Annotated in this window: 16 protein-coding genes; 10 read left to right on the forward strand and 6 right to left on the reverse strand. The window is 73.4% G+C overall.

The window, feature by feature from the left end; genetic code table 11:
- The first annotated feature begins 60 nt into the window (after positions 1–60).
- Positions 61–1,083 carry a hypothetical protein gene (locus WME83_RS51785; protein WP_437317105.1) on the forward strand — a complete coding sequence of 341 codons (1,023 nt, stop codon included), beginning with the start codon at positions 61–63 and terminating at the stop codon, positions 1,081–1,083.
- 54 nt (positions 1,084–1,137) lie between these two features.
- On the opposite strand, the gene WME83_RS51790 is transcribed toward WME83_RS51785, so the two are convergent.
- Positions 1,138–1,998: a tetratricopeptide repeat protein gene (locus tag WME83_RS51790; protein WP_437317106.1), complete on the reverse strand. Its 861-nt coding sequence runs from the start codon at positions 1,996–1,998 to the stop codon at positions 1,138–1,140.
- Between the two features lie 185 nt (positions 1,999–2,183).
- Between WME83_RS51790 and efp the strand changes: the two genes are divergently transcribed.
- Positions 2,184–2,747, forward strand: coding sequence for an elongation factor P (gene efp, locus WME83_RS51795; protein ID WP_437317107.1), 564 nt, complete (start codon positions 2,184–2,186; stop codon positions 2,745–2,747).
- A 34-nt stretch (positions 2,748–2,781) separates the two neighbouring features.
- Here efp and WME83_RS51800 read toward each other — a convergent pair whose 3' ends face one another.
- A complete protein-coding gene (locus WME83_RS51800; RefSeq protein ID WP_437317108.1) occupies positions 2,782–4,734 on the reverse strand; it encodes a hypothetical protein in 1,953 nt (650 codons plus the stop codon).
- Positions 4,735–4,867: 133 nt separating this feature from the next.
- Here WME83_RS51800 and WME83_RS51805 point away from each other — a divergent pair, with 133 nt between their 5' ends.
- From WME83_RS51805 to chrA, 3 genes are all read left to right on the forward strand, one after another.
- On the forward strand, positions 4,868–5,068 hold the full coding sequence (locus WME83_RS51805; RefSeq protein WP_437317109.1) for a DUF5522 domain-containing protein: 201 nt from the start codon (positions 4,868–4,870) through the stop codon (positions 5,066–5,068).
- Between the two features lie 223 nt (positions 5,069–5,291).
- On the forward strand, positions 5,292–7,463 hold the full coding sequence (locus WME83_RS51810) for a VWA domain-containing protein (protein ID WP_437317110.1): 2,172 nt from the start codon (positions 5,292–5,294) through the stop codon (positions 7,461–7,463).
- 122 nt (positions 7,464–7,585) lie between these two features.
- Positions 7,586–8,773 (forward strand): chromate efflux transporter, encoded by a 1,188-nt coding sequence (gene chrA, locus WME83_RS51815; protein ID WP_437317111.1) that lies wholly within the window; start codon positions 7,586–7,588, stop codon positions 8,771–8,773.
- A gap of 228 nt (positions 8,774–9,001) precedes the next feature.
- On the opposite strand, the gene WME83_RS51820 is transcribed toward chrA, so the two are convergent.
- From WME83_RS51820 to WME83_RS51835, 4 genes are all read right to left on the reverse strand, one after another.
- On the reverse strand, positions 9,002–10,486 hold the full coding sequence (locus WME83_RS51820) for an IS4 family transposase (protein WP_437317112.1): 1,485 nt from the start codon (positions 10,484–10,486) through the stop codon (positions 9,002–9,004).
- A 128-nt stretch (positions 10,487–10,614) separates the two neighbouring features.
- Positions 10,615–11,805 carry a glycosyltransferase gene (locus tag WME83_RS51825; protein WP_437317113.1) on the reverse strand — a complete coding sequence of 397 codons (1,191 nt, stop codon included), beginning with the start codon at positions 11,803–11,805 and terminating at the stop codon, positions 10,615–10,617.
- Positions 11,806–12,034: 229 nt separating this feature from the next.
- Complete coding sequence (locus tag WME83_RS51830) at positions 12,035–13,177, reverse strand: acyl-CoA dehydrogenase family protein (RefSeq protein ID WP_437317114.1); 1,143 nt, start codon at positions 13,175–13,177, stop codon at positions 12,035–12,037.
- A gap of 154 nt (positions 13,178–13,331) precedes the next feature.
- Positions 13,332–16,838, reverse strand: a complete 3,507-nt coding sequence (locus WME83_RS51835) for a hypothetical protein (protein ID WP_437317115.1) — start codon at positions 16,836–16,838, stop codon at positions 13,332–13,334.
- A 253-nt stretch (positions 16,839–17,091) separates the two neighbouring features.
- On the opposite strand from WME83_RS51835, the gene WME83_RS51840 reads away from it, so the two are divergent.
- From WME83_RS51840 to WME83_RS51860, 5 genes are all read left to right on the forward strand, one after another.
- Positions 17,092–17,769 (forward strand): hypothetical protein, encoded by a 678-nt coding sequence (locus WME83_RS51840; protein WP_437317116.1) that lies wholly within the window; start codon positions 17,092–17,094, stop codon positions 17,767–17,769.
- 104 nt (positions 17,770–17,873) lie between these two features.
- Positions 17,874–18,437 (forward strand): cytochrome c maturation protein CcmE, encoded by a 564-nt coding sequence (locus tag WME83_RS51845; RefSeq protein ID WP_437317117.1) that lies wholly within the window; start codon positions 17,874–17,876, stop codon positions 18,435–18,437.
- A 97-nt stretch (positions 18,438–18,534) separates the two neighbouring features.
- Positions 18,535–19,767 (forward strand): phospholipase D-like domain-containing protein, encoded by a 1,233-nt coding sequence (locus WME83_RS51850; protein WP_437317118.1) that lies wholly within the window; start codon positions 18,535–18,537, stop codon positions 19,765–19,767.
- A gap of 18 nt (positions 19,768–19,785) precedes the next feature.
- The gene (locus WME83_RS51855) at positions 19,786–20,559 is read left to right on the forward strand and encodes an endonuclease/exonuclease/phosphatase family protein (protein WP_437317119.1); all 774 of its coding nucleotides are present in this window, start codon (positions 19,786–19,788) and stop codon (positions 20,557–20,559) included.
- A gap of 269 nt (positions 20,560–20,828) precedes the next feature.
- The gene (locus WME83_RS51860) at positions 20,829–21,470 is read left to right on the forward strand and encodes an NAD(P)-dependent oxidoreductase (protein ID WP_437317120.1); all 642 of its coding nucleotides are present in this window, start codon (positions 20,829–20,831) and stop codon (positions 21,468–21,470) included.
- The last annotated feature ends 160 nt before the right edge of the window (positions 21,471–21,630 follow it).

The following is a 21,630-nucleotide window of genomic DNA, read 5'->3' on the forward strand; positions in this document are numbered from 1 at the left end:
CTTGGCCCGGATCCGGCCGCTGCGGTACGCGCGGAGGCGGCATCGGACGAGGTCGCCAGGATGTCCCGCTTCGCAGCACCCCCGCTCAGCCGTCGGACCTTTCTCCATGCGCTCGGCGCGGCCGGCGGCGCCGTCGCCGCGCCGGGGCTCTTCCGGCCGGCGCCGGCGCTCGCCGGGGGCGCCTCGAAGGTGAAGCGCGTCGACGACTCGGACATCGGCGTGACGCTGAAGCTCGAGCTGTCGCACGCGCCGTTCCCCTGCGCCGGCGCCCCGTACCGGGACGCGACGGTGCTGGTCTTCGTGCCGGACCATTACCGCGCGCCGGAGAGCGGCGAGCTCGACCTCGTGATCCACTTCCACGGTCACGTCACGACCGCGGAGCGGGCCATCGCGGCGCACAAGCTCCGGGAGCAGCTCCACGAGAGCAAGCAGAACGCGGTGCTCGTCGTGCCGCAGGGCGCGGTGAACGCCGCCGAGTCGCCCCCGGGCCAGCTGGGGCAGCAGGGCGGCCTGCGGCGGCTGTGCGGCGAGCTCGCGGCGGTGCTCGCGGGCCCCGCGGCGCGGCGGGCGCTCGGCGACCGCGCCGCCCCGCGAAAGGCGAAGCTCGGGAGGCTCTGCCTGTCGGCGCACTCGGGCGGCTACCGCGTCGCGGCCGCGTGCCTCCGCCACGGCGGCTGCGAGGTGAGCGAGGTGTACCTGTTCGACGCCCTCTACGGGGAGGTCGACGCGTTCCGCGACTGGGTGCTCGAGCGGAAGGACAGGTCGGGGCGGGACCGGCACAAGCTCATCAGCCACTTCGTCGCGGGCGACGTGCGGCGGCTCAACCTCGAGCTCGAGCGCGCCCTCGAGGCGAAGGGCGTCGCCTGCCTCCACGAGCGCCGCCCGGGCGAGCTCACGCGCAAGCAGCTCCTGGACGGCCGCGCGATCTTCGTCGAGACCCCGCTCGCGCACAGCGCGGTGACCTTCCAGCAGAACGCGTTCCGCGACTGCCTGTTCGCGTCGGGCCTCCGCCGGACGCTCCGGTCCAGCTGGTTCGAGGACAAGGACGAGCCGCGGAAGATCGACGTGCGCCCCCCGTCCTGAGGCGCGCCGCGCGCGCCGCGCGGGCGCCGGCGCGCGTCGGCGCCGCGGCAGGCGTCAGTGCCGGAGCGAGACGTCGGCCAGCGCGAGGCGCGCGTCGTTGATGTAGGCGCTGTCCGGGAAGCGGCGGATGAACGACCGCAGCGTCGTCTTCGCGTCGTTCCAGGCCTGGATGTCGAGCAGGCACTCGGCGAGGAGGAAGGTCGCGTCGTCCATGACCTCGCGGTCGGGCGACGCCTCGGAGAGCGTCATGAGCAGCGGGATCGCGTCGCGCTGGCGGTTCAGCCTGCGGTAGGCGCGCGCCAGGTTGAGGCGGGCAGACGGGGTGTGCGACGCCGTCTCCTTCTGGCGGATCGCGTCCTCGAAGGCGACCGCGGCCTCGTGCCAGCGGCCCGTCCGCATGTGATCGAGGCCCGTCTGGTACGATTTGATCGACAGCTCCGAGCGCGCCTTGTCGACCGAGTCCGTGAAGAAGGCGAGCTCGGCGCGGGTGAGCGGCGCCTTGCGCAGCGCCTCGAACCCCTCGATCACCTCCTGCCGCCGCTCGGCACGGATGAGCTCGTAGAACGCCGCGGCGTCGCTCTCGGCCTTGGCCCGCGCGTCGTTCCGCTGATGCATCTCCTTGAGATCCGCCTCGTGCTTCGCGATGCGGTCCCGGTCGCCCTTCGTCTCGGCCTGGACGGCGTCGACGCGCGCGTCCCAGGCGAGCTTGACCACGCCGATGACCACGATCACGAAGAGGAGGTTCGCGCTCGCGCTGTTCCAGAAGGCGCGCCGCTCGTACGCCATCTGGCGCTTGGAGATGCTCTTCAGGTCCGCTGCGAGGGCGTTCGTGAGGTTGTTCGTCTTGATGATGAGCCCACGGGATTCCACGATCTCACGCTTGATCTCCCGGAGCTCGTCGTCGAAGTCGTGCATTTTCAAGTCCTGAAACCGCGCCCTGTGCAGGAGGCCGCGCTCGTGCTAAGGGGGCCGCGACGCGGACCCCCGAACCGCGCCCGGGAGGCCGCTAACGCGGACGCGCCGGCCGCGCAAGGGGGACGCTGACGCGGATCCCCGGCCTCGCCGACAGGCCGCCCTTACGCTACCAGGAAGCTCTGCCCATGGACACAAGCGACATCCGAAAAGGCCTCAAGATGATGGTCGACGGCCAGCCCTACTCGGTCATCGACTTCCAGTTCGTCAAGCCGGGAAAGGGGCAGGCCTTCACCCGCGTCAAGATCCGGAACATGGCGACCGGCGCGGTGCTCGAGCGCACGTACAAATCCGGCGAGAAGCTGGAGCCCGCGGACGTGGAGGAGCGCAGCCTCCAGTACATTTATCCCGAGGGCACGGACTACGTGTTCATGGACCCGGCGACCGGCGAGCAGCTCACGGTCCCCGGCGAGAAGATCGGCGACGATGCCCAGTGGCTCAGCGACGGGATGTCGATCGACGTGACCCTGTTCAACGGGCAGCCGATCGGCGTCAGCATGCCCCCGCACGTGGTGCTCCAGATCGTGAGCAGCGAGCCGGGCGTGAAGGGCGACACGGCGAGCGGCGCCACGAAGCCCGCCACGGTGTCGACCGGCGCGACCGTCAACGTCCCGCTCTTCGTGAAGGAGGGCGAGTGGATCAAGATCGACACGACCGACGGCAAGTACCTGGAGCGCGTCAACAAGGGTTGATCCCCGGCTGACCCCCGGGCCTAGGCCGCGGGGGTCACTTCGCCTCGAAGATCACCGCGGCCGCGCCGACGACGCACGCGACGCGCGCCCCCCCGTTGGCCGGCGCGCACGCCGTCGCCTGCGCGAGGTCGCCGCCCAACCAGAGGCGCGCGGCGCCGCCCGCCGTCGCCACGAGCAGCCCGCCGGCGGCCGGGACCGCGAGCGTCGCGCCGTCCGGCGACCGCGCCGCGCCCTGCGGGGCGGGCGTGGTGAGCGGGAACGACAGCGCGGACGCGGTCGGCGCGGCGGCGCGCAGGTCGATCGAGACCAGCGCGGCGCCGAGGGCGATGTCGAAGCCGCCCTCGGACGCGGCGAGCGGAGCGAACGGCAGCCGCTCGGTCCCGGCGCAGCGCTCGGGCGGGGCCGCGCCCGGCCGGGCGCGGGGCCCCTGGCCGCGGAGCAGCGGGAGCGGGACCTCCATCTCGCCGACAGCGTCGGGCGAGCTGCGGAAGAGCGCGAGCAGCGTGGGCGCGTCGCAGCGCCGCTCGACGGCGACGAGCTCCGCGGGGCCGGCGTGGACGGCGGCGGGCCAGGGGGGGATGTCCGTCGCCGCCTCGGTCGACGCCGCGGGGTCGACGCGGACGACGCCCTGCGCGGTGCGGACGAGCAGGGCGCCGCTCGGCTCGAACGCGAGCGGGCCGAAGGCGCCGGGCCGGGTCGGCTGCGGGGCCGCGGCGGTGCGGTACACGGCGCTCGCGGTCGCCGGCGGCGCGAGCTTCGCGAGCAGCTTGCCTTCGTCCTTGGTGCGCGGCTCGGCGCCGGCGCGGTCGAGCGCCGCGACGGCCGCGATCGGCGCGCCTCTCGTCGAGGCCGCGACCGCCTCGGCGTGATCGATCGCCGCGGCGAGCCCCGGCTCTCCGCACCGCACCGGGCCCGCGCCCGTCCAGACGAGCGCCTCGCCGGCGCGCGTTGCGTCGCGGCCGGCGACCGCGCCGCCGCCGCCCGCGGCGTCGGCGCAGAGGGCGGCGTGGAGCCGGCGCAGCCGCTGGGCGGAGGCGGCCACGGCCGGCGCGGTGGACTTGCCGCGCGCGTCGCGGAGCAGGGAGGCGGCGAGCGCGCGCAGGGCCTCGCCGGGCTGCGCCGCGTCGCGCGACAGGCCCGCGGGGCGATCGAGGAAGACCAGCGGGACGCCGAGGCCGGCGGCGGCGGCGCCCGCCGGCGCCGGGAACGGGCGCAGCGCGCCGGAGAGGCCGACGGAGACGACGAGGTCGTCGCGGCCGTCGGCGTCGCGGTCGGCGACCTCGAGGGCGGCGGAGAGCGCCTCGTCGGGCGGCGGCGTGCGGAGGCGGAGCTCCAGGGCGAGCTCCGGCGCCGCGCCCGCGCCCGCGGCGGGGCCGGGGAGGCGGATCACGGCGATCCAGCGCGTGGCGCCCGCGCCGGCGGCGCGCTGCTGGTCGGGGCACTGCGGCGCGAAATCGAGGGCGAGCGTCGCGGGGCCGATCTGGCTGAGGCCGACGCGCGGGGTGCACCCCTGCGCGGCGAGATCGCCGGGGAGGGCGGCGAGCGTGCGCGGCGCCTGCGGCCGCGCGGCGGGCGCGAGCAGGAGCTCGCCGCGCAGGCCGTCGGGCGCCCGCGCCCAGGCGACGAGATCGCGCGCGCCGTCGCCGTCGAGGTCGAGCAGGAGGCCGGTCTCGAAGGTGCGCCCGGTCGGCGCGGCGGCCACGGCGCCGCCGTCGAGGGGCCACCGCTTGCCGCCTTCGGGCGCCGGGACGCTCGGCACGGCCGCGAACCGGGGCGCGGCGGCGTCCGGAGCGCCGGCGTCGGCGTCGGGGCCCGCGTCCGGCGCGCCGGGGGCGACGCCGCTCAGCGGGGGCGGGGAGCCGGAGGGCGCCGCCGAGCCGAGCGTGTAGGGCGTGTAGGGCTTGGAGCTCGGGCAGCCGTCGCAGCCGGTCGCGGCGAGGAGCGGGAGCAGGGCGCGGAGGAGCTTCGGGCAGGATCGATCGGGCATCGCGGGCGGACCCGCCGGGGCACCGGCGGGCGGCGCAGGCGTAGCACGGGCGGCGGGCGGGCGTCGCGGCCCCGCCGCGCCCGGGGGGCCGATGGCGCCGGTACGCGTTTCGGAGTAGCTTGATCGAGGGCATATGCGCGGGCCGAAACCTCCTAAGGCCATCGAAGGCGAAGACTATTACCTCGAGGGCGGCCGGGTGGTTTTCACAGCGTCGTATCACCTGAAGCGGGGATACTGCTGCAACTCGAAATGTCGTCATTGCCCTTACCGTGAGCGTGAGAGCGCGCCGGCGGAGTCGGTGACCGTCACGGTACCTCGCCTGAAACTTCCCTGAAGCGATCGAGCGCCCGCGGCGGACGACAGCGAAGGAGCCCGCGGCGTTCCGTTGTCAGTGCATGAGGCGACGAGCGGCCCCTGCCGCGGCGGATCGCGGTGGCCTTTGCGCCGCAGTCCCCTGGGCTGTCGATGGCGTCGGAGCTCGCGCGCGCGATGGAATGCCGGTTGTCCGGGTTGTGCGGAGCGTCTAGGATTTCGCACCCACTCGCGCAGGAGTCTCTATGCGTCGTAGTTTTCGTCCTCTGCTCTACTGCCTTTTGCTCTCCGTGCCGGTCGGCTGCACCGCTGCGTCGAACGACAAAGCCCCGCAGCCGCAGCCGCCGATCGATGCGGCGCCGACGATCGAGGATACGGATGAGGACGGCATCAGCGACGCGGAGGAGGGGCGCGACGAGGAGATCGACACGGACAGCGACGGCGTGCCCGATTTCGAGGACGCCGACTCCGACGGCGACGGGCTGCCCGACAAGCTCGAGGGCGCCATCCCCACGGGGCAAACCGCGCTTCCCGACAGCGACGGCGACGGCGTGCCGAATTTCCGCGACGAGGACTCCGACGGCAACGGGATCCCCGACGAAGAGGACGGCGACGGCGACCGCGACGACGACGGCACGGCCGATTATGCGGACCTCGACGACGACGCCGACGGCCTCTTCGACAGGGACGAGCTGGGGCCGGACCCGCTCGACCCGGTGAACACCGACGACGACAGGTGGCCTGACTTCCGCGACACCGACTCCGATGACGACGGCATCCTCGATCGGTTCGAGCGAGAGATCGACGCCGACAGCGACAGGATCCCGGCGTTCCGCGATCTCGACTCGGACGGTGACTGCCGGCCCGATGAGGTCGAGCGGGGCGAGGGCGAGATCACGAAGCCGCCCATCGACAGCGACGTGGACGGCGCGGGTGATTTCCTCGATCTGGACAGCGACAACGACGGCCTGCTCGACAGGCTCGAGGACGTCAACTGCGACGGCGTGCTCGACCCGATCGAGTCCAGCACCGCGAGCGAGGACACGGACGAGGACGGCGTGAGCGACCTCATCGAGGTGTCCGCCGGCACGAACCCGAACGACGACCTGGATAACCCGCGGGCCAACGGGGATTTCGTGTTCATCGTGCCGTACCGGGACGATCCGACCCCGGCGCAGGACACGCTCGACTTCTCGACCAACATCTCGCAGGCCGACGTGGTGTTCGCCATGGACACCACGGGCTCCATGAGCGGCTCCATCAGGAACCTGCAGGGCGCGCTCCAGGACATGATCGATGTGCTCGCCGAGGAGATCCCGAGCATCGGTATCGGGGTGACCCACTACAAGGACTTCCCGACCGACCCGTACGGCGGCTCCGCCGACCAGCCGTTCTACCTGGAGCACCGGGTGATGAGCGTGCTCACGCCGGAGGGGCGGGAGTCGGTGCAGGAAGCGGTGGACGAGCTCTCGGCCTCGGGCGGCAGCGACGAGCCGGAGAGCGGCTGGGAGGCGCTCTTCCAGATCGCCAGCGGGCGGGGCACGGACGAGGGACACTCGAGCGTGCCGGCGTTCGACCCGGCGACCGCGCCGCCGGGCGACATCCCGGCGGGCGAGTCGGTCGGCACGATCGGCGGCGTGGGTTTCCGCACCGGCTCGCTGCCCATCGTGGTGATGATCACCGACCAGCCGAGCCACAACGGGACGATCCCGGGGTACGCCTACTCGAGGATCGAGTCCCCGAACTACCAGCAGGCGCTGAGCGAGGTGACCGCCTTGGGCGGCCGCCTCATCGGCATGGTGGCGACCTCCGACGGGAGCGAGGCGAAGGCGGATCTGACGGCCGGCGCGCTGGCGACGGGCTCGGTGGTTCCGCCGACGGCGTGGGGGCCTGAGGGCATGCGCCCGCCGCGGTGCGATGTCGGCCAGTGCTGCACCGGCGAGAACGGCAGGGGCGTGGCGGCGGCCAACGGCAAGTGCCCGCTCGTGTTCCAGACCTCCAGCAGCGGCACCGGCCTGAACCTGGCCGTCGTGCAGGCGATCAAGGTGCTCACGACCTACGTCACGCTCGACATCTCGGCGGCGGCGCAGGACGACGAGACCGACGCGGTCGACGCCGTGAGCGCGTTCATCGACAGGATCATCGCGAACAACCTGGCGCCGGAGCCCTGCACCTCCGGCCTCAGGGCCGTGGACAAGAACCTCGACGGCGTCGCGGACACGTTCGCCAACGTGTTCCCTGGGCCGACGGTCTGCTTCGACGTGCTCCCGAAGATCAACGTCTCGGTGCCCCCGACGACGGAGCCGCAGGTCTTCACGGCGAACATCGTCGTCACCGGCGACGCCGTGACGACGCTGAGCACCCGCAAGGTCTTCTTCCTCGTCCCGCCGGAGATCCCGGTGCTCCCCGTCGACTGAGGGGCGAGCCGGCGCCCGCCGGCGGGCGCCCGGAGCCGCCGGGGGGCTGCCCTGGCGGCGGCCCCTCGAGGCCTTTGGCGGCGCTTCCGGGGCCCGCTTCTGGTACACACGGCCGCACGGTCATGGGCGAAAGCTCGGTCAGCGGGGGGGCCCAGGCGCCCGGCGAGGCCCGGGGCGCGGCGCTCTGGGAGCTCGCGCGGCTCTTCTTCCGGCTGGGCGCCACGGCGTTCGGCGGCCCTGCGGCCCACGTCGCGATGATGGAGGACGAGGTGGTCCGCCGGCGCGGCTGGATGACGCGCGAGGACTTCCTCGATCTCTACGGTGCGACGAACCTGATCCCGGGACCCAGCTCGACCGAGCTCGCGATCCACATCGGGCACCGCCGGGCCGGCTGGGCGGGGCTGCTCGTGGCCGGGGCGTGCTTCATCGTTCCGGCGGCGCTCATCACGCTCGGCTTTGCGTGGGGTTATGTCCGGTTCGGCGCCGTGCCGGAGATGTCGGCGCTCCTCTACGGGGTGAAGCCGGTGATCATCGCGGTGGTGGTCCAGGCGCTCTGGGGTCTCGGCCGCGCCGGCCTGCGCTCGAAGCTCTCGGCGGGCCTCGCGGCGCTCTGCGCGGGCGCGAGCCTGCTCGGCGTCCACGAGCTCGCGATCCTGGCCGGCGCCGGCGCGCTCGCGGTGGCGTTCCGGCTCGCGGCCGGGCGCCCTCGGGGCCCGTCGCCCGGCGTGGCGGGCCTCGTCGTCCCGCTCGCCGGCGGCGCCGCGACGGCCGCGGCCGCGGGCGTGCCGTTCGGGCTCCTGCCGCTGTTCCTGTTCTTTCTCAAGGTGGGTTCGGTCCTCTTCGGGAGCGGCTACGTGCTCCTCGCGTTTCTTCGCGCGGATCTCGTCGAGCGATACGGCTGGATGACCGAGGCGCAGCTGCTCGACGCGGTGGCGGTCGGCCAGGTGACGCCCGGCCCCGTCTTCACGACGGCGACGTTCATCGGGTATTTCCTGGGCGGTGGCCCGGGCGCCCTGGTCGCCACGGTGGGCATCTTCCTCCCGGCGTTCATCTTCGTCGCGCTGAGCGGCCCGCTGATCCCCCGCGTCCGCCGCTCCGCCGTGGCCTCGGCTTTCCTCGACGGCGTGAACGCTGCGTCGCTCGCGCTGATGGCGGTCGTCTCCTACCGCCTCGCCCGCGCCGCCGTGGTCGACTGGCTCACCGCTGTCCTGGCCCTCGTCGCGGCGCTCCTCCTCGTCCGGTACCGCGTGAGCTCGCTCTGGCTCATCCTGGCCGGCGCCGCCGTCGGGGTCCTGTCCGTGCACCTTTAGAGCGGTTATCGCTCGGGTTCCACGCAGACGTCTCCCGTCTCCCGTGCTCGTCTCCCGTCTCCCGTGCTCGTCTCCCGTCTCCCGTGCTCGTCTCCCGTCTCCCGTGCTCGTCTCCCGTCTCCCGTGCTCGTCTCCCGTCTTCCGTCTTCCGTGCTCCTCTTCGTGCGCGTGCGCGTGCGCGATTCCCCGGAATCAGCGCGCACGCGCACGCGCACGCCTGAGGATTGATCACATCTTCCCCATAGTTTGGCGGGAAATCTCGGCCGCGGCATTCCAGCCGGCTTCCAACGTCAACAAGGTTTGCATGCCTCGCGCAAGCGTCTGCCATCCGGGCGCACCGTTCTGCTTGAGGTGACCTCCAAGGCCAGCGACGGCATAGAGCGCGTCGCGCACGGTGGCGCCTTCGGTGGGCATCTTCTTGGGCTGAAACTGCCGTAGCAGCGCCGTTTGCGCTGGGTTGAGCACCTCGTCGGCCGGAGCGTTGGGTCGGAGCCGCGACAGCGCGCGCAGCTGCAACATCTGCCAGGCGATCGGGACGAAGAGGGCCAGCGCGTTCGTCAGACTCTCAAAGCTCTCGAGCTGGCGCGTTTCGAAGGAGCAGCCGGTCTTCAGGGCCTTGAAAAACTCCTCGATGAGCCACCGGGCGCGGTAGTGGTCGACCACCGCTGCGATCTGCTCCTTGGTCTGGATCGGCTCGTTGGTGGCCAGCACCCAAGCTACCGGCTCCTGTCCGGCAGGCGCATCGAGCTCCCGCACGACCACGAGGTTTACCCCGAGCTCGTGGGGCATCTGCTCGGACAGGTACGGCGGTCGCCGCAGCGCCAAGCGCGTGGCGCTGATGCCCAACGTCGCCGGCCGAGCGTGGCGGTCGGGATGCGCGCGCCCCTGCCGTGGCGCAGAGCTGGCGCGGCGTTTGGAGAGCGCGACCTCGCGCTCCAGCTTGATGGGCAGCTCGCCCAGCGCCTCGCTCAGTGGCATCAGGCCGATGTCCTCGAGCGGCTCGTCCTGGTCATCCAGCTCCCACACCAGCCGGTCACGCGCAACGCGTACGACGAAGCGCCGGCCTTGTTGGCTCATCGCGCTCAAGAGCGGGTAGGCATCCGCCTCGCGATCCATCACGTGCACCAGCGAGCAGCGACCCTCGACCGTTCGCTCGACCTCCTCCACTTGCCGCGCCCAGCGGGTGGATTCCTTGTCGTCGATGCGCGCGTAGTCGCCGCCGTTCAGCTTTTTCTTGCGCTGCCCGGACCGCGGCGAGCTCGTGCGTGCCCAGCATTCCAGCCCGATCAGACCGAGCGGCAGGTTGACCGCATCCTCGGCCACCGCCAGCGTCGCGTGCGCAAAGAAGCCGCGCGCTTCGCTGCGGCCACGCAGCGGGCCGAGCCCCTTGCGCTCGACCTCGCCGTCGAACTCGAACTCGGTCGTGTCGTGCACCGCACGGACCGTCCTATGCCCGGCCATGCGTTCGACGGTCTGCTCCGCGTGCGCTCTCACGAGCGCACCATACGCGACGCGTTTGTTGCCGAGGAGGCGGTAGAGCCCCTCCAGCTCCGCGTCCGTCTTCATCGCGTCGGGAAGACTCTCCCCAGGGGACTCACTGAGCCGCGTCACGATCCGGCGGACACGCTCGTGAAGGCGAGCATCGCCCAGCTGTACCGCCTGGAACTCATCGGCGATCGATTGTGCTGCGGCTGACAGACCCGAATTTCTCATCTCCTTTCGGACGCTTGGCGCGGACGAAAAGGATCAAGATGTGCGGGATCTTCAGACGCGCACGCGCACGAAGAGGGAAGAGGGGAGAGGGAAGACGGAAGACGGAAGACGGCGTGTATTCCCGCGCGTCACCGGGCCGGCGACCGCACCGAGGACGGCTCGTCGGCCGCCACCAGCTCCGACCCAGCCCCGATGTAGAACGCGTTCCCCCGCCAGGCGACCCGTCGGTTGGAATAGGCGTTCAGCCAGCAGAAGAACCAGCACAGCGTCCTCAGCGGCTCCGCCACGACCAGCGCCAGGTTGGAGCGCGCCGGCCGCAGCGCCCTCAGGGCCAGGAACGTCCCCAGGCTCTGCAGCGCCCAGGCGAACAGCCAGACCTCCAGGGCGAGGCGCGTGGGGCTGAGCAGCAATGTCAGCCAGGCGATGAGCAGCGGCGAGTTGAACGGCTCCACCGCGAAGCAGCGCGGGACGAGCGCGCGCCGCATCTTCGCCCAGCGGGTGTGCCGATCCAGCGTGCGCATGAGCGAGCAGCTGGTGTTGCGGTTCTCGATCGGATCCAGGCAGAGATCGACCACGAACCCGCGCGCGCTGAAGCGCTGCCCGAGCACGTCGTCCTCCGCCAGCACGCTGGCCACGCTCTCGAACCCGCCCACCCGCTCGAGATCGGCCCGCCGCATCGCCATCGACTTGCCCACGCTGATCGACCGCCCCGCGAGCTCCGCGGCGGCGACGATCCCGGGCGCGATGAACGCCCCGAGCTGCGCGTTCTCGACCACCGCGCCGAGCGTGCGCTCCCCCGTGCCCGCGACGAGGCTCGAGACGAGCCCCACGCCCGGCCGCATCAAGCGCGACAGGAGCGCGCGGAGGTAGTCCGGGCGAACCCGCACGTTCGCGTCCGAGATGACGAGGACGCTGCCCTCCGCCCTGCGCGTGAGCTCGAGGAGCTGCGCCACCTTCGGGTTCAACGCCTCGCTCGGGTCCGTCACGCACAGCCGCGCCTTCACCTCGGGGTGCGCCTCGATGAAGGCCTGGATCACCGGCACCGCCGGGTCCTCGCGCGAGGCGACGCCGAAGACGAGCTCGTAACAGGGGTAATCGAGGCGGGCGAACGATTCGAGGTTGCCGGCGAGCTCGTCATCGACGCCCGCGACAGGCTTGAGGATGCTGACGACCGGGGTCGCCGCGAGCGGCCGCGGCGCGCCGCGCGCCGCTTCGAGGCGGTGCCGGGCGATCCTTAAGAGGAAGGAGGCCTGGAGCGTCGCGTAGATGGTGGATGACAGCGCCGTCGGCGCGACCGTCGCCAGAGCTCCCCAATCCATGGATGGCGATGCTGAACGAGGCGCGTGGCGTCTCGATGGCCGGACCGCAAACCCAGCGCTGCCTTTTCGCAACCAGGGCGTGACAGGCGCTCATCGCCCCCGCGCCGCCCGGCAGCGACTGGCCACGATACGCCCCGACCGCCGCCGGCGACATCGCCCTTCGCCCAGGGATCCGTCTCCGACGCACGCGCGCCGGCGCCGGGCGAGCGGGGCCGTGCGGCGTGCGGTGTCAGGTGATGCGGCCGATCAGCTCTCGCGTGATGTTCTTTTGATGGGACTCGAGCGTGCCGCCGCCGATCTCGAGCAGCTTGGCGTCCCGGAAGAACCGCTCCACCTTGTACTCGGTGCAGTACCCCCAGCCGCCGAGCACCTGCATGGCGTTGTCGGCCACCTCCTTGCCCACCGGCGCCGCGAAGAGCTTCGCCGCGTCCGTCCCGAGGCGGTTTCTCCGGTCGGGGCTGACGTTGCGCGCCACCGAATAGATGAGGGCGCGCGCCGCCTCGGTCTTGGCGTAGCTCTCCGCGATGTAGCGCTGGATCTGCCCGTGCTCGGCGATCGGCTTTCCGAAGCTCCTCCGCTCCCCGGCGTACTGGATCATGATGTCCAGACAGCGATCCGCGATTCCCAGGCTCATGGCGGCGAGGGTGAGGCGCTCGAGCTCCAGGTTCCTCATCATGTTGCGGATCCCGCCGCCCTCCTGGCCGAGGACGTTCCGGGCGGGCACGACGCAGTCGTCGAAGATGAGCTCGCTCATCGTGCTGGCGCGCATTCCCATCTTCGGCGTCTTCTCGTCGGTCGAGAACCCGGGGAACCCGCGCTCCACCACGAAGGTCGTGATCCTTCCCTCGATGGTCGCATAGACCAGGAAGATCTGGGCCTCGGGGGCGTTCGTGATGAGCGCCTTGCGCCCCTTCAGGATGTACCGATCCCCGTCGCGCCGGGCGAACGTCTTCATGCCGAGCACGTCTGTCCCGCTCGTGGGCTCGGTCATGCCCATCGCGCCGATCCACTCGCCGGAGAGCACCTTCGGCAGGTACCGCGCGCGCTGCTCGTCGCTCCCGGCGTGGAAGAAGTTGTTCACGAACAGCATCGCGTGGGCGAGGTACGCGAGCGTGAACCCCGGATCGCTCTTCGCGAGCTCGTGGTGGACGATCACGGCGGCGACCGCGTCCATGCCCGCGCCCCCGTACTCGGAGGGCACGGTCACGCCGAGCAGGCCGAGCTCGCCCAGCCGCTGCATCAAGGGGACGTTGAGGCTGGCGCTCCGGTCGTGCTCGTCGGCCTGCGGCTCGACGACCTCACGGGCGAAATCCCGCACCATCTGCCGCAGCATCCGGTGCTCTTCCGTCGGGTTTTCCAGGTCGCTTTCCATGGCGGAGGATGACGCGCTCATCACTGCCGAACGTAGCACGCGGGAGCGCGCGCCCGCGACGGCGTGGCACGCGATTCGCTTCGTCCTCGGGCGAACCCTCGCCGATAGGGGCCCTATGAACCGCTGGACCGATGTGGTGCTCTGGAGCGTGGTGCTAGTGTCGCTGCTGATGTGGCTGCTCGGCGTGCTCGGCGTGCTGCCCGAGGACGGCTGGCTCAACGCGCTCCTCGTGATCTCTGCCGCCTTCGCCGTGACCGGGATGCTCCGGCAGATGCCCGCTCGGCCCCACCACTGAGCCGGCGGGCGCCGCCTCGGGCGACTCCGTCTCTGTCGCGGCCGCCGCGGGGCCGTCCTGGCAGCAGCGGACGCCGGTCGAGTAATCGAGGTAGCTCCTCGGGTGGGCCGTGATGAGCGCCTCGCAGCCCGCCCGGGTCGAGCGCGCGTAGAAGCCGCCGGCGAACGCGCCGCCCGGCTCGTTCACCCACTCATCGAGGTTGCCCACGAGGTCGTAGACCGCGTCGCTGCCCCAGCGGCTCCGGCACCGGGGGCTCCCGCCCGTCTCGCGGAGCAGGGGCTCTCGGGCGCTGCGCACGCGGTTGAGCCGGGGGTCCAGGTGGCCCATCGACGCGTTGCCGTGGAGCAGGGCGGCGGGGTGCGCAGGCCGGAAGACATTGCACGCGCCCTCCTCGAACGTGTCTCCGTACGGGTACAGGGTGTCGTCCTCGCCGCGGCACGCCGTGACGAACTCGTCCACCGAGCAGAGCCGCTTGCCCGCGGCCGCGCAGGCGCTCTCGGCGACGAGCCCGGTCACGTAGCCGCTCGGCCGCACCCCGAACCGGGAGCGGGCCAGGGCGGCGGTCGCCCGGCCGCGCTGCCAGCCAGGGAGCAGCGGCAGCGGGAAGGCGCGGGCGTGGACGTCGCCGATCCGCCGCCGGCCGGTCGACCACTCGGCGAGCGTGATCTCGAGGAGGTTCGGGGTCGACGGGTAGTCGGGCGAGAGCGCCCGTCCGGTGGCGCCGTCGACGAGCATCCCCTCGAAGCGATCGATGCAGAAGCGGCCGCCCTCGATCGCGACCATGTCCGAGGGGCACGCGGGCGCGGCCGGCAGCGCGGGGGCGGGCGCCTCCGCCTTCGCCCCCGCGGCCGGGCGCGCCGCCGCGACCGCGGCCACCGGCGGCGCGGGGCGCGCGACGCCCGCCTCGGCCTGCGCGTCGAGCCCGCGCGCCGCGCTCCCGAACCACCGCAGGCTGCCGTCGGCCGCCCAGACGACGTCGCCCACCACGCAGGCGCCGGGGGCCGCGAGCTCCGGGACGGTCACGAAGGCGCCCGGCGAGGGCGCCGGGACCGCGCGCCGCGCCGGCTGCCCGTCGACGCAGAGCGCGCCGGTGTCGTCCGTGGGCCACGGCTGCGACGCGAGCTCCGCGCCGTCGTCGTCCAGCCAGACCACGTGGCTCCGGGCCGCGTCGCTGAGCAGCGCGCCTCCCTCGGGCAGGGCGACGAGCCGCACCGTGAAGTCGCCCTCGGCGAGCGGCAGCGACGTCTCGCGCGCGGGGCCGGGCCGGCCGAGCGCGTCGATCGAGAGCGCCACGACCTTGCGCGGATCGCCGGCGCTCACGCCGGCGACGAGGGCCCCGCCGCCCCGGCGCTCGCACGCGTCGAACCCCGCGCGCACCGGCGACGCGATCGCGACGGCGGGCGCCGCCGGGGTTGCCGCGGCGGCGTCGGGCGCGCGGAGGTCGACGCGCGCGAGCGCGGCCTGCGCGCCCGGCGCGGTGAGCGCGCCCGAGGCGTCGATCCCGGTGATCTGGAGCCGATCGCCGAGCACCTCGAGGAAGAGCCCCCGCTCGCGGCCGCCGACGAGCGCCGCGCCGCCCTCGTGGGCGCGCCCCCGCAGCGCGGGCACCACGAGCGGCTCGGGCGCGAGCCGCACCACGTCGGTCCTCGCGAGCCACCAGGACGCCCCGATGCGCGCGGCGCGCCGCCGGTCGGCGGGGCGCTCCGGCTCGTCGATCGGCGCGCCCGGCGCGCCCCCGGGCGGCGCGGCGCCGAGCCCTGCCGGCGCGGCCGACGCGGAGATCAGGCCGCGCGCGTCGAGCCGGTGGAGCTGCCCCGCGGCGAGGGCGAGCCCCTCGCCGTCCGCCGCGAACGCGCCCCACGCGAGGCGCGCGCGCCGCGCCGGGAACGGGTCCGGCTCGCGGCGCGGTTGCCCGTCGGCGCGCGAGGCCGAGAAGAGCTCGCCGGCGATCGTCTGGAAGTAGGCGCGATCCCCCGCCCACACGGCGAGCCCCGGATCGTACGCCGGCTGCCCCGCGGCGCGCCGGGCGCCGCTCGCGGCGATGCGCTCGAGCGCGCCGATCTCGGCCGGCGCGAGCGGCGTCGGGTCCGCGAGGCGCGCCGGATCCACGGCGCAGACCGCCCTGGGAGCGGCGCCGGCCGGGAGCCGCTGGAGCGAGGGCGCGACGCGCGTCGCCTGGCAGGCGCCGTTGCGGCCGGTGACGTCGACGGCCACCGCGCCCGCGCTCGCGGTCGCGAGGCGCGGATCCAGGTGGCCGCGCAGCGCGCCGTAGTCGAGATCCCCCTCGGCCACGACCGCGCGCCGGCTCGCGTCGAGCTTGCCGTCCTCGCCGAGCGACGCGAAGGCGATCTGCGCGCTCCCGAGCCATGACGTGCTCGTCTTCTTCGCGCTCGCCGCGTAGTAGAGGAGGTCGATCGCGCCGGGCCTCCCGGCGGCGTCGATGAGCCCCATGCCGTCGAGCGGCGGCCGGAACCGCAGCCCGGTGGGGGACGACGTCGTCGCGATCCCCTCGGCCGGCGAGAACCAGCGGATCCGCACCTCGACCTCGGGCAGCGGATCCGGCCGCTTCGGCCGGGGCGCCGCGCGCTGGGCCTTGCTGGGCCGGCCTTCGCGCCCGCGATCCGCGCCGCGCTTCTTCCTGTCGGCCGGGGCGCCGCGGCCGGCGGACGCCTTCTCGGGCCGCCTCGCCGCGGGCGCCTTGCGGGCGGGCGCTTTCCGGGCGGGCTTCGCCGCGGCGGCGCGCTCGCGCGCCGCGCGCTGCGCCTTCACGGCCGCGTCGCGCTTCGCGGGATCGGCGATCTCGAGCTCGAGGAGCGCGACGCGCTCGCCCACGGCCGCCGCCGCGTGCGCGCGGGCCCTCGCGCACGCGCGGGACGCGGCCGACGCCTCGCCGGGGAGGAACGCCGTCGCGCAGATCTCGCCGTCCTGCGAGGTGAGCAGCGTCGTGCTCCCGCTCGGCGAGGAGAGGGCGCCGGCGAGGTCCTCGTCGACGAGCAGGAGCGGCGGCCCGAGCTCGCCGGTCGCGGCGTCGAGGCGCCTGACCCAGCCGAACCGGTCCGACGACGTCTTGGAGAGGAACACCACCGAGCGGCCGTCGAGCGACGGCTCGACGGTGAACGCGAGCGGCTCGAGCTGCGGCGCGCCGAGCGGCGTGCGCCCGGGTTGCGCCGCGGCGTCGGCCGCCTCCGCGGCGTCGGCCGGCGGGGGCGCCGGCGAGGCGGCGGGCCCGCGGGCGGGGGCGCGCGCCGCCGTGCCGGCGGGCGCGGGCGCCGCCGTCATCGGGCGGCCGGAGCACGCGCCCGCGCCGCAGGCGAACGGCACGAGCAGGGCAGCGAGGAGGGAGAGGGGCGATCGGGGACGTCGCATGCTTCGCGCGCTCGGCCCCTCTCGCGGCGTGGCCGGGAGGGGGCGGCGGCCGAGCCTAGCGCAGATGGGCCGGCGATCGTCGCCAGGCGCACGCGCCGCGCGCCGTGGGCTGCGCGCACGCCGGAGCGTGCACCGCGGTGCCGCTCTGTACGGGCCGCGATCGTCGCGGGGCGCGCGCCCGCGGGCACGGCGGCTGCAGCCCGGCAGGGCGGAGAAACGCCAGGAGGCCTCCATGAACGCGTCGATTCACCGCATGCACGTAACTCTGGGCGCCGCCGCGCTCCTCGCGCTCGTCTCCGGGTGCGGCGGCGAGCGGCGGCCGGCCCAGCCGATCGGCAGGACGCCGACGTTCGAGTCCGAGGTGCCCTACGCAGCCGACGGACAGCCGCCGGGCGCCGGGCACGGGCACGGGCACTGGCATGGGCACGCGCCGCCGCCGTCGGACTCGAGCGAGCTCGGGCGGAGCCCCGCGGAGCACGGCCGGATGGGCCAGGGCGCGCCGGGCGACCGGATGGGCCAGGGCGCGCCGGGCGACCGGATGGGCCAGGGCGCGCCGGGCGACCGCGACGAGCGCGAGCTCTGCGAGGAGATCTCCGCGTCGACGAGCGTCAGCGCGCAGGACATCCCGGGCGGCGTGCAGATCGTGCTGACGCCGGTCCCCGGCGCCACCGCGACGTCGCTCGAGCGGCTCGCTCGCCGGCTCGACGCGCACCTCGCCGCGCTCGACCAGCAGGAGCAGCCGCCGCCGGGGGAGGGCGAGGCGCGCTGCCGCCTGTTCGACATGGCCCGAGCGGGCGCGCGCGGCAGGGTCGTCGAGGCGGCGGACGGGCTCCGCGTGCTCTTCACGACCGACGACACCGCGAGCGTCTCGACGCTCCGCGAGCAAGCGCGCCGGTTCGTGCAGTACGCTCGCGAGGGACAAGTCCGGTAGGGCTGTCCGAACCCTCGGGACACCGCCGGCCGGGCACGGGGGCGTGCAGGTGGCGCTCGACCGGCCGTGGAGCGCGGGCTAGCCTGTGCCTGAAGGGTTCCACGATGAGCAAGAAGCTGGATGAAGAGTTGGCCCAGGCGCTGTCTCTCGTAGAGCAGCAGGACACGCCCGCGGTGGTGAAGCCGGCCGCGGCGAGCCCGCCGACCAAGCGCCCGTCGCGCAGCCTCGGCCTGCTCGCGACGCTGCTCGTCATGGTCGGCGCGCTCGTCGCCCTGTTCCTCGTCGGCTTCAAGGAAGCGGCCGTCTACGCGACGCCGGTCGATCAGCTGCTCGCCTCCAAGGAGAAGCTCGCCGGCCGCAAGGTCCGCGTCGAGGGCGAGCTCGTGCCCGGCACGCTGGCCAAGCGCGACACCCCCTGCGAGTACCGCTTCGAGATCCACGGCACGCAGGCGACGCTGCCCGTGCGCTACGCCCAGTGCGTCATCCCCGACACCTTCCGCGACGTGAAGGGCGGCGGCGTCCAGGTGACCGTCGAGGGCACGCTCAAGCAGGACGGCAACTTCGAGGCGAGCCTCGTGATGGCCAAGTGCACCTCGAAGTACGATCCCAACACGCACGAGATGAAGGGCGGCGCCGAGGCCGGCGAGGGCCCGCTCTCCCTCAAGTGAGCGAGCGCTCGTCCGCCGCGCCCGCGCCCGCGCGCGGCGCACCGCCGGCGGGTCGGGTAGCGCTCGCCTTCTCCCGCGCATCCTCCACACTCCGCCGATGATCTCCCGTGACCGCCGGTTGCTGAGCCCCGTCGGCGACGGACGCAGCTCGCCCGTGCCGGGCGAGCCGCCCAGAGGCCCCTCCGGCGACGGCGCGTCGAAGCCCATCGGCCCCATCCTGACGGAGCAGCACGCGCTCACCCTCCTGCCGGGCATGGAGGCGGTGCTGGGCTCGATCTTCCGCGACGTCGAGCGCGCCGAGCGGCGCGTCGACATCGAGACGTACATCTACCGCGACGACCTGCTCGGGAGCTCGTTCGCGGACGTCATGGGGCGGGCCGCGGCGCGCGGCGTGCGCACGCGGCTCCTCTACGATCCGCTCGGCTCGCACGAGACCGACGCTCCGTTCTTCGACGAGCTCCGGCGCCGCGACATCGAGGTCCGCGCCTACCGCCCGATGGCATCCAGCCTCGGCCGCGGCGGGCTCCTGCCGCGGGATCACTCGCGCGTCATCGTGATCGACGGGTACGCCTACACCGGCGGCGCCGCGTGGGGAGACGAGTGGCTCCCCGAGCGGCGCGGCGGCAAGGGGTGGCACGACGTCTGTATGCGCCTCGAGGGTCCCTGCGTCGACGACTTCGCCTACCTCTTCGAGCAGCGCTGGCGCGAGGCCGACGGCGGATCCGAGGGGCTGCGCGACTACGCGACCGGGCGCAAGTACCCGGATCTCGAGCTCGTCGCGGACACGCCGGACGACAACGCTCGCGTTTACGGCCGCTACCGCGCGGCGATCCGGCGGGCGAGGGAGCGCGTCTGGATCGAGAACGCCTATTTCTTCCCGCCCGCCGGGATGCTCAAGGATCTCGTCGACGCGGCCTCGCGCGGCGTCGACGTGCAGATCATCCTCCCCGGCGAGACCGATCTGCCCATCATCCAGCGCGCCGCGCGCGCCGAGCACGCCGCGTGGCTCGATCGGGGCTTCAAGCTCTTCGAGTACCAGCGGGACGTCATGCACTCGAAGTTCGCGCTCATCGACGACGACTGGTGCACGATAGGCACGTTCAACGCGAACCCGAGCAGCCTGAGCGCCGTCAACGAGGTGAATCTCTTCGTCTTCGATCCGGCGTTCGTCGCGCAGGTGGCGGACCTGTTCTCGAGGGACAGGGCGGCCTCGCGGCCGGTGACCCGGGGCACGCTCGCGGAGCGGTCGCTCCAGGCCAAGGCCGCGGACTGGCTCGCTCACGGGGCCTTGAGCCTCCTCGACAAGCTGGTTAAGACATCCCCGGACTGACGCCCGAGGAGGAGGCATTTGAGCCAGGATCGCGACCTCGTCATTTTGACCCAGAACATCTGGGGGGGAGTCGCCCTCTGGGAGCGGCGCCGGGCGATGCTGGCCCGGCTCCTCGGCGATCTGCGCCCCTGCATCATCGGGCTCCAGGAGGTGCACGCGCAGGGCGCGAGCGGCGATCTCGGCCAGGCCGGCGAGCTCTCGCGGCTCGTCGGCGGATACCGGGCCTGGTTCGCGCCGGGGCGGGTCGCCGCGGGCGGCGAGTGCGAGGGGGTCGCGCTGCTCTGCCGGGACGACATCGAGGTGCTCGATCACTCCGTGGAGGCGCTCACGCTCGACCGCGACGACCCGTTCGAGCGCGACAGCCAGCGCGTCGTCCTGCGCGCCGCGATCCGGCGCGCGGGCGCGGTGATCGACGTGCTCGTCACGCACCTGTCGCTGTCGAAGCGCGCGCGGGCGCGCACCGTGCGCGAGCTCGTGAGCTTCGCCGCGCGCGAGCGCGAGAAGTCGAAGAGCCTCGGCGCCGTGCTGATGGGCGACTTCAACGCGCTCCCCAGCGAGGAGGCGGTCTGTTACCTCCAGGCGAGCGCCGGAGAGGGCTCTTGGCTCGACGCCTGGTCGCAGACGCACCCCGGCAAGACCGGCGGCACCTGGCCGGCGGGCCTCCCGCTGCGCCGCATCGACTATGTCTTCGTTCAACCGGGCGAGGGGTGGACGATCACGCGCTGCGAACGGGCGCCGTTCTCCGGCTCGGATCACCACGGCGTGGTCGTGGGGCTGCGGCTCGGCGCCTGACGGGCGGAGCGCCGCTCGCCCGGAGGATCCCCGAGCGGCGCTCGACGGATGAGGCCGGCGTCCCGCCCAGGGCGGCGCGCGCGCCTCGCTCCATAACGCAGCACGAGATTCGGGGGGCATGCGTGAGGGCGCGTCGGGAGGAGGCGGGGCGAGTCAGGGGCTGCCTGGCGGAGACGAGGGCTGACGAGGACTAACGACAGCGCGCCTCCGCGCCGCGTCACGACGCGCGTATTGAACCCGCCGCGGCAGACCGGGTAGGCTGGCGGCTCATGAGCAGACTGCTGATCTTGGGGGCGACTGGGGGCACGGGCGCCGCGTTGGTCCGTCAGGCCCTGGAAGCCGGCCACGAGGTCTCCGCATTCGCGCGCACGCCGGCCAGCATCCCTGTCCCGCACCACGAGCGGCTGCGCGCCCTCCGGGGCGACATCATGGATGCCGAGCAGGTGTCGCGCGCGGTGTCCGGCCACGATGCGGTCCTCTCCGCCGTCGGGTCGCGCGGCCTGGGCCCGACGCGCGTCTACTCCGAGGGCGTCGCCAACGTCCTCCGCGCGATGAAGGAGCACCGCGTCCGCCGCCTGATCGCCGTCACCTCGGCGGGCGTCGGCGAGGATCAGCAGAGCGCGCTGTGGTTCCGCGTCCTCGTGAAGCCGCTGCTCCGCAACCGGTATTCCGACATGCAGCGCATGGAAGAGGCCGTCCGTCAGAGCGATGTCGCCTGGACCGTCGTGCGCCCGCCCAAGCTCACGGACGGGCGGCTCACCAAGGATTACCGCGCCAGCGTCGATCACCTGCCGATGGGCGGATACTTCTTTGCTGGTCCCACCATCTCTCGCGAGGACGTCGCGCATTTCATGCTCTCCCAGATCGACGGCGACGAATACCTGCACAAGGCGGTCGTCGTGACGTACTGAGGCTCGGCGCGCGCGCTGTCCCTTGACGCAACGGTGGGTCTTGGGTCTGCTGCCGGCCACGGCGCCGCGGCGAGCCTGCGGCGCTCCTAACGTGATGGCCGCGATTGCCATGATGCCGGCGATCGCGCCGAGCCGAGGCCCGAGCCCCCATGATTTTCCA

The sequence above is a fragment of the Sorangium sp. So ce385 genome (genome assembly GCF_051474135.1).
Classification (GTDB): Bacteria; Myxococcota_A; Polyangia; order Polyangiales; family Polyangiaceae; genus Sorangium; species Sorangium cellulosum_D.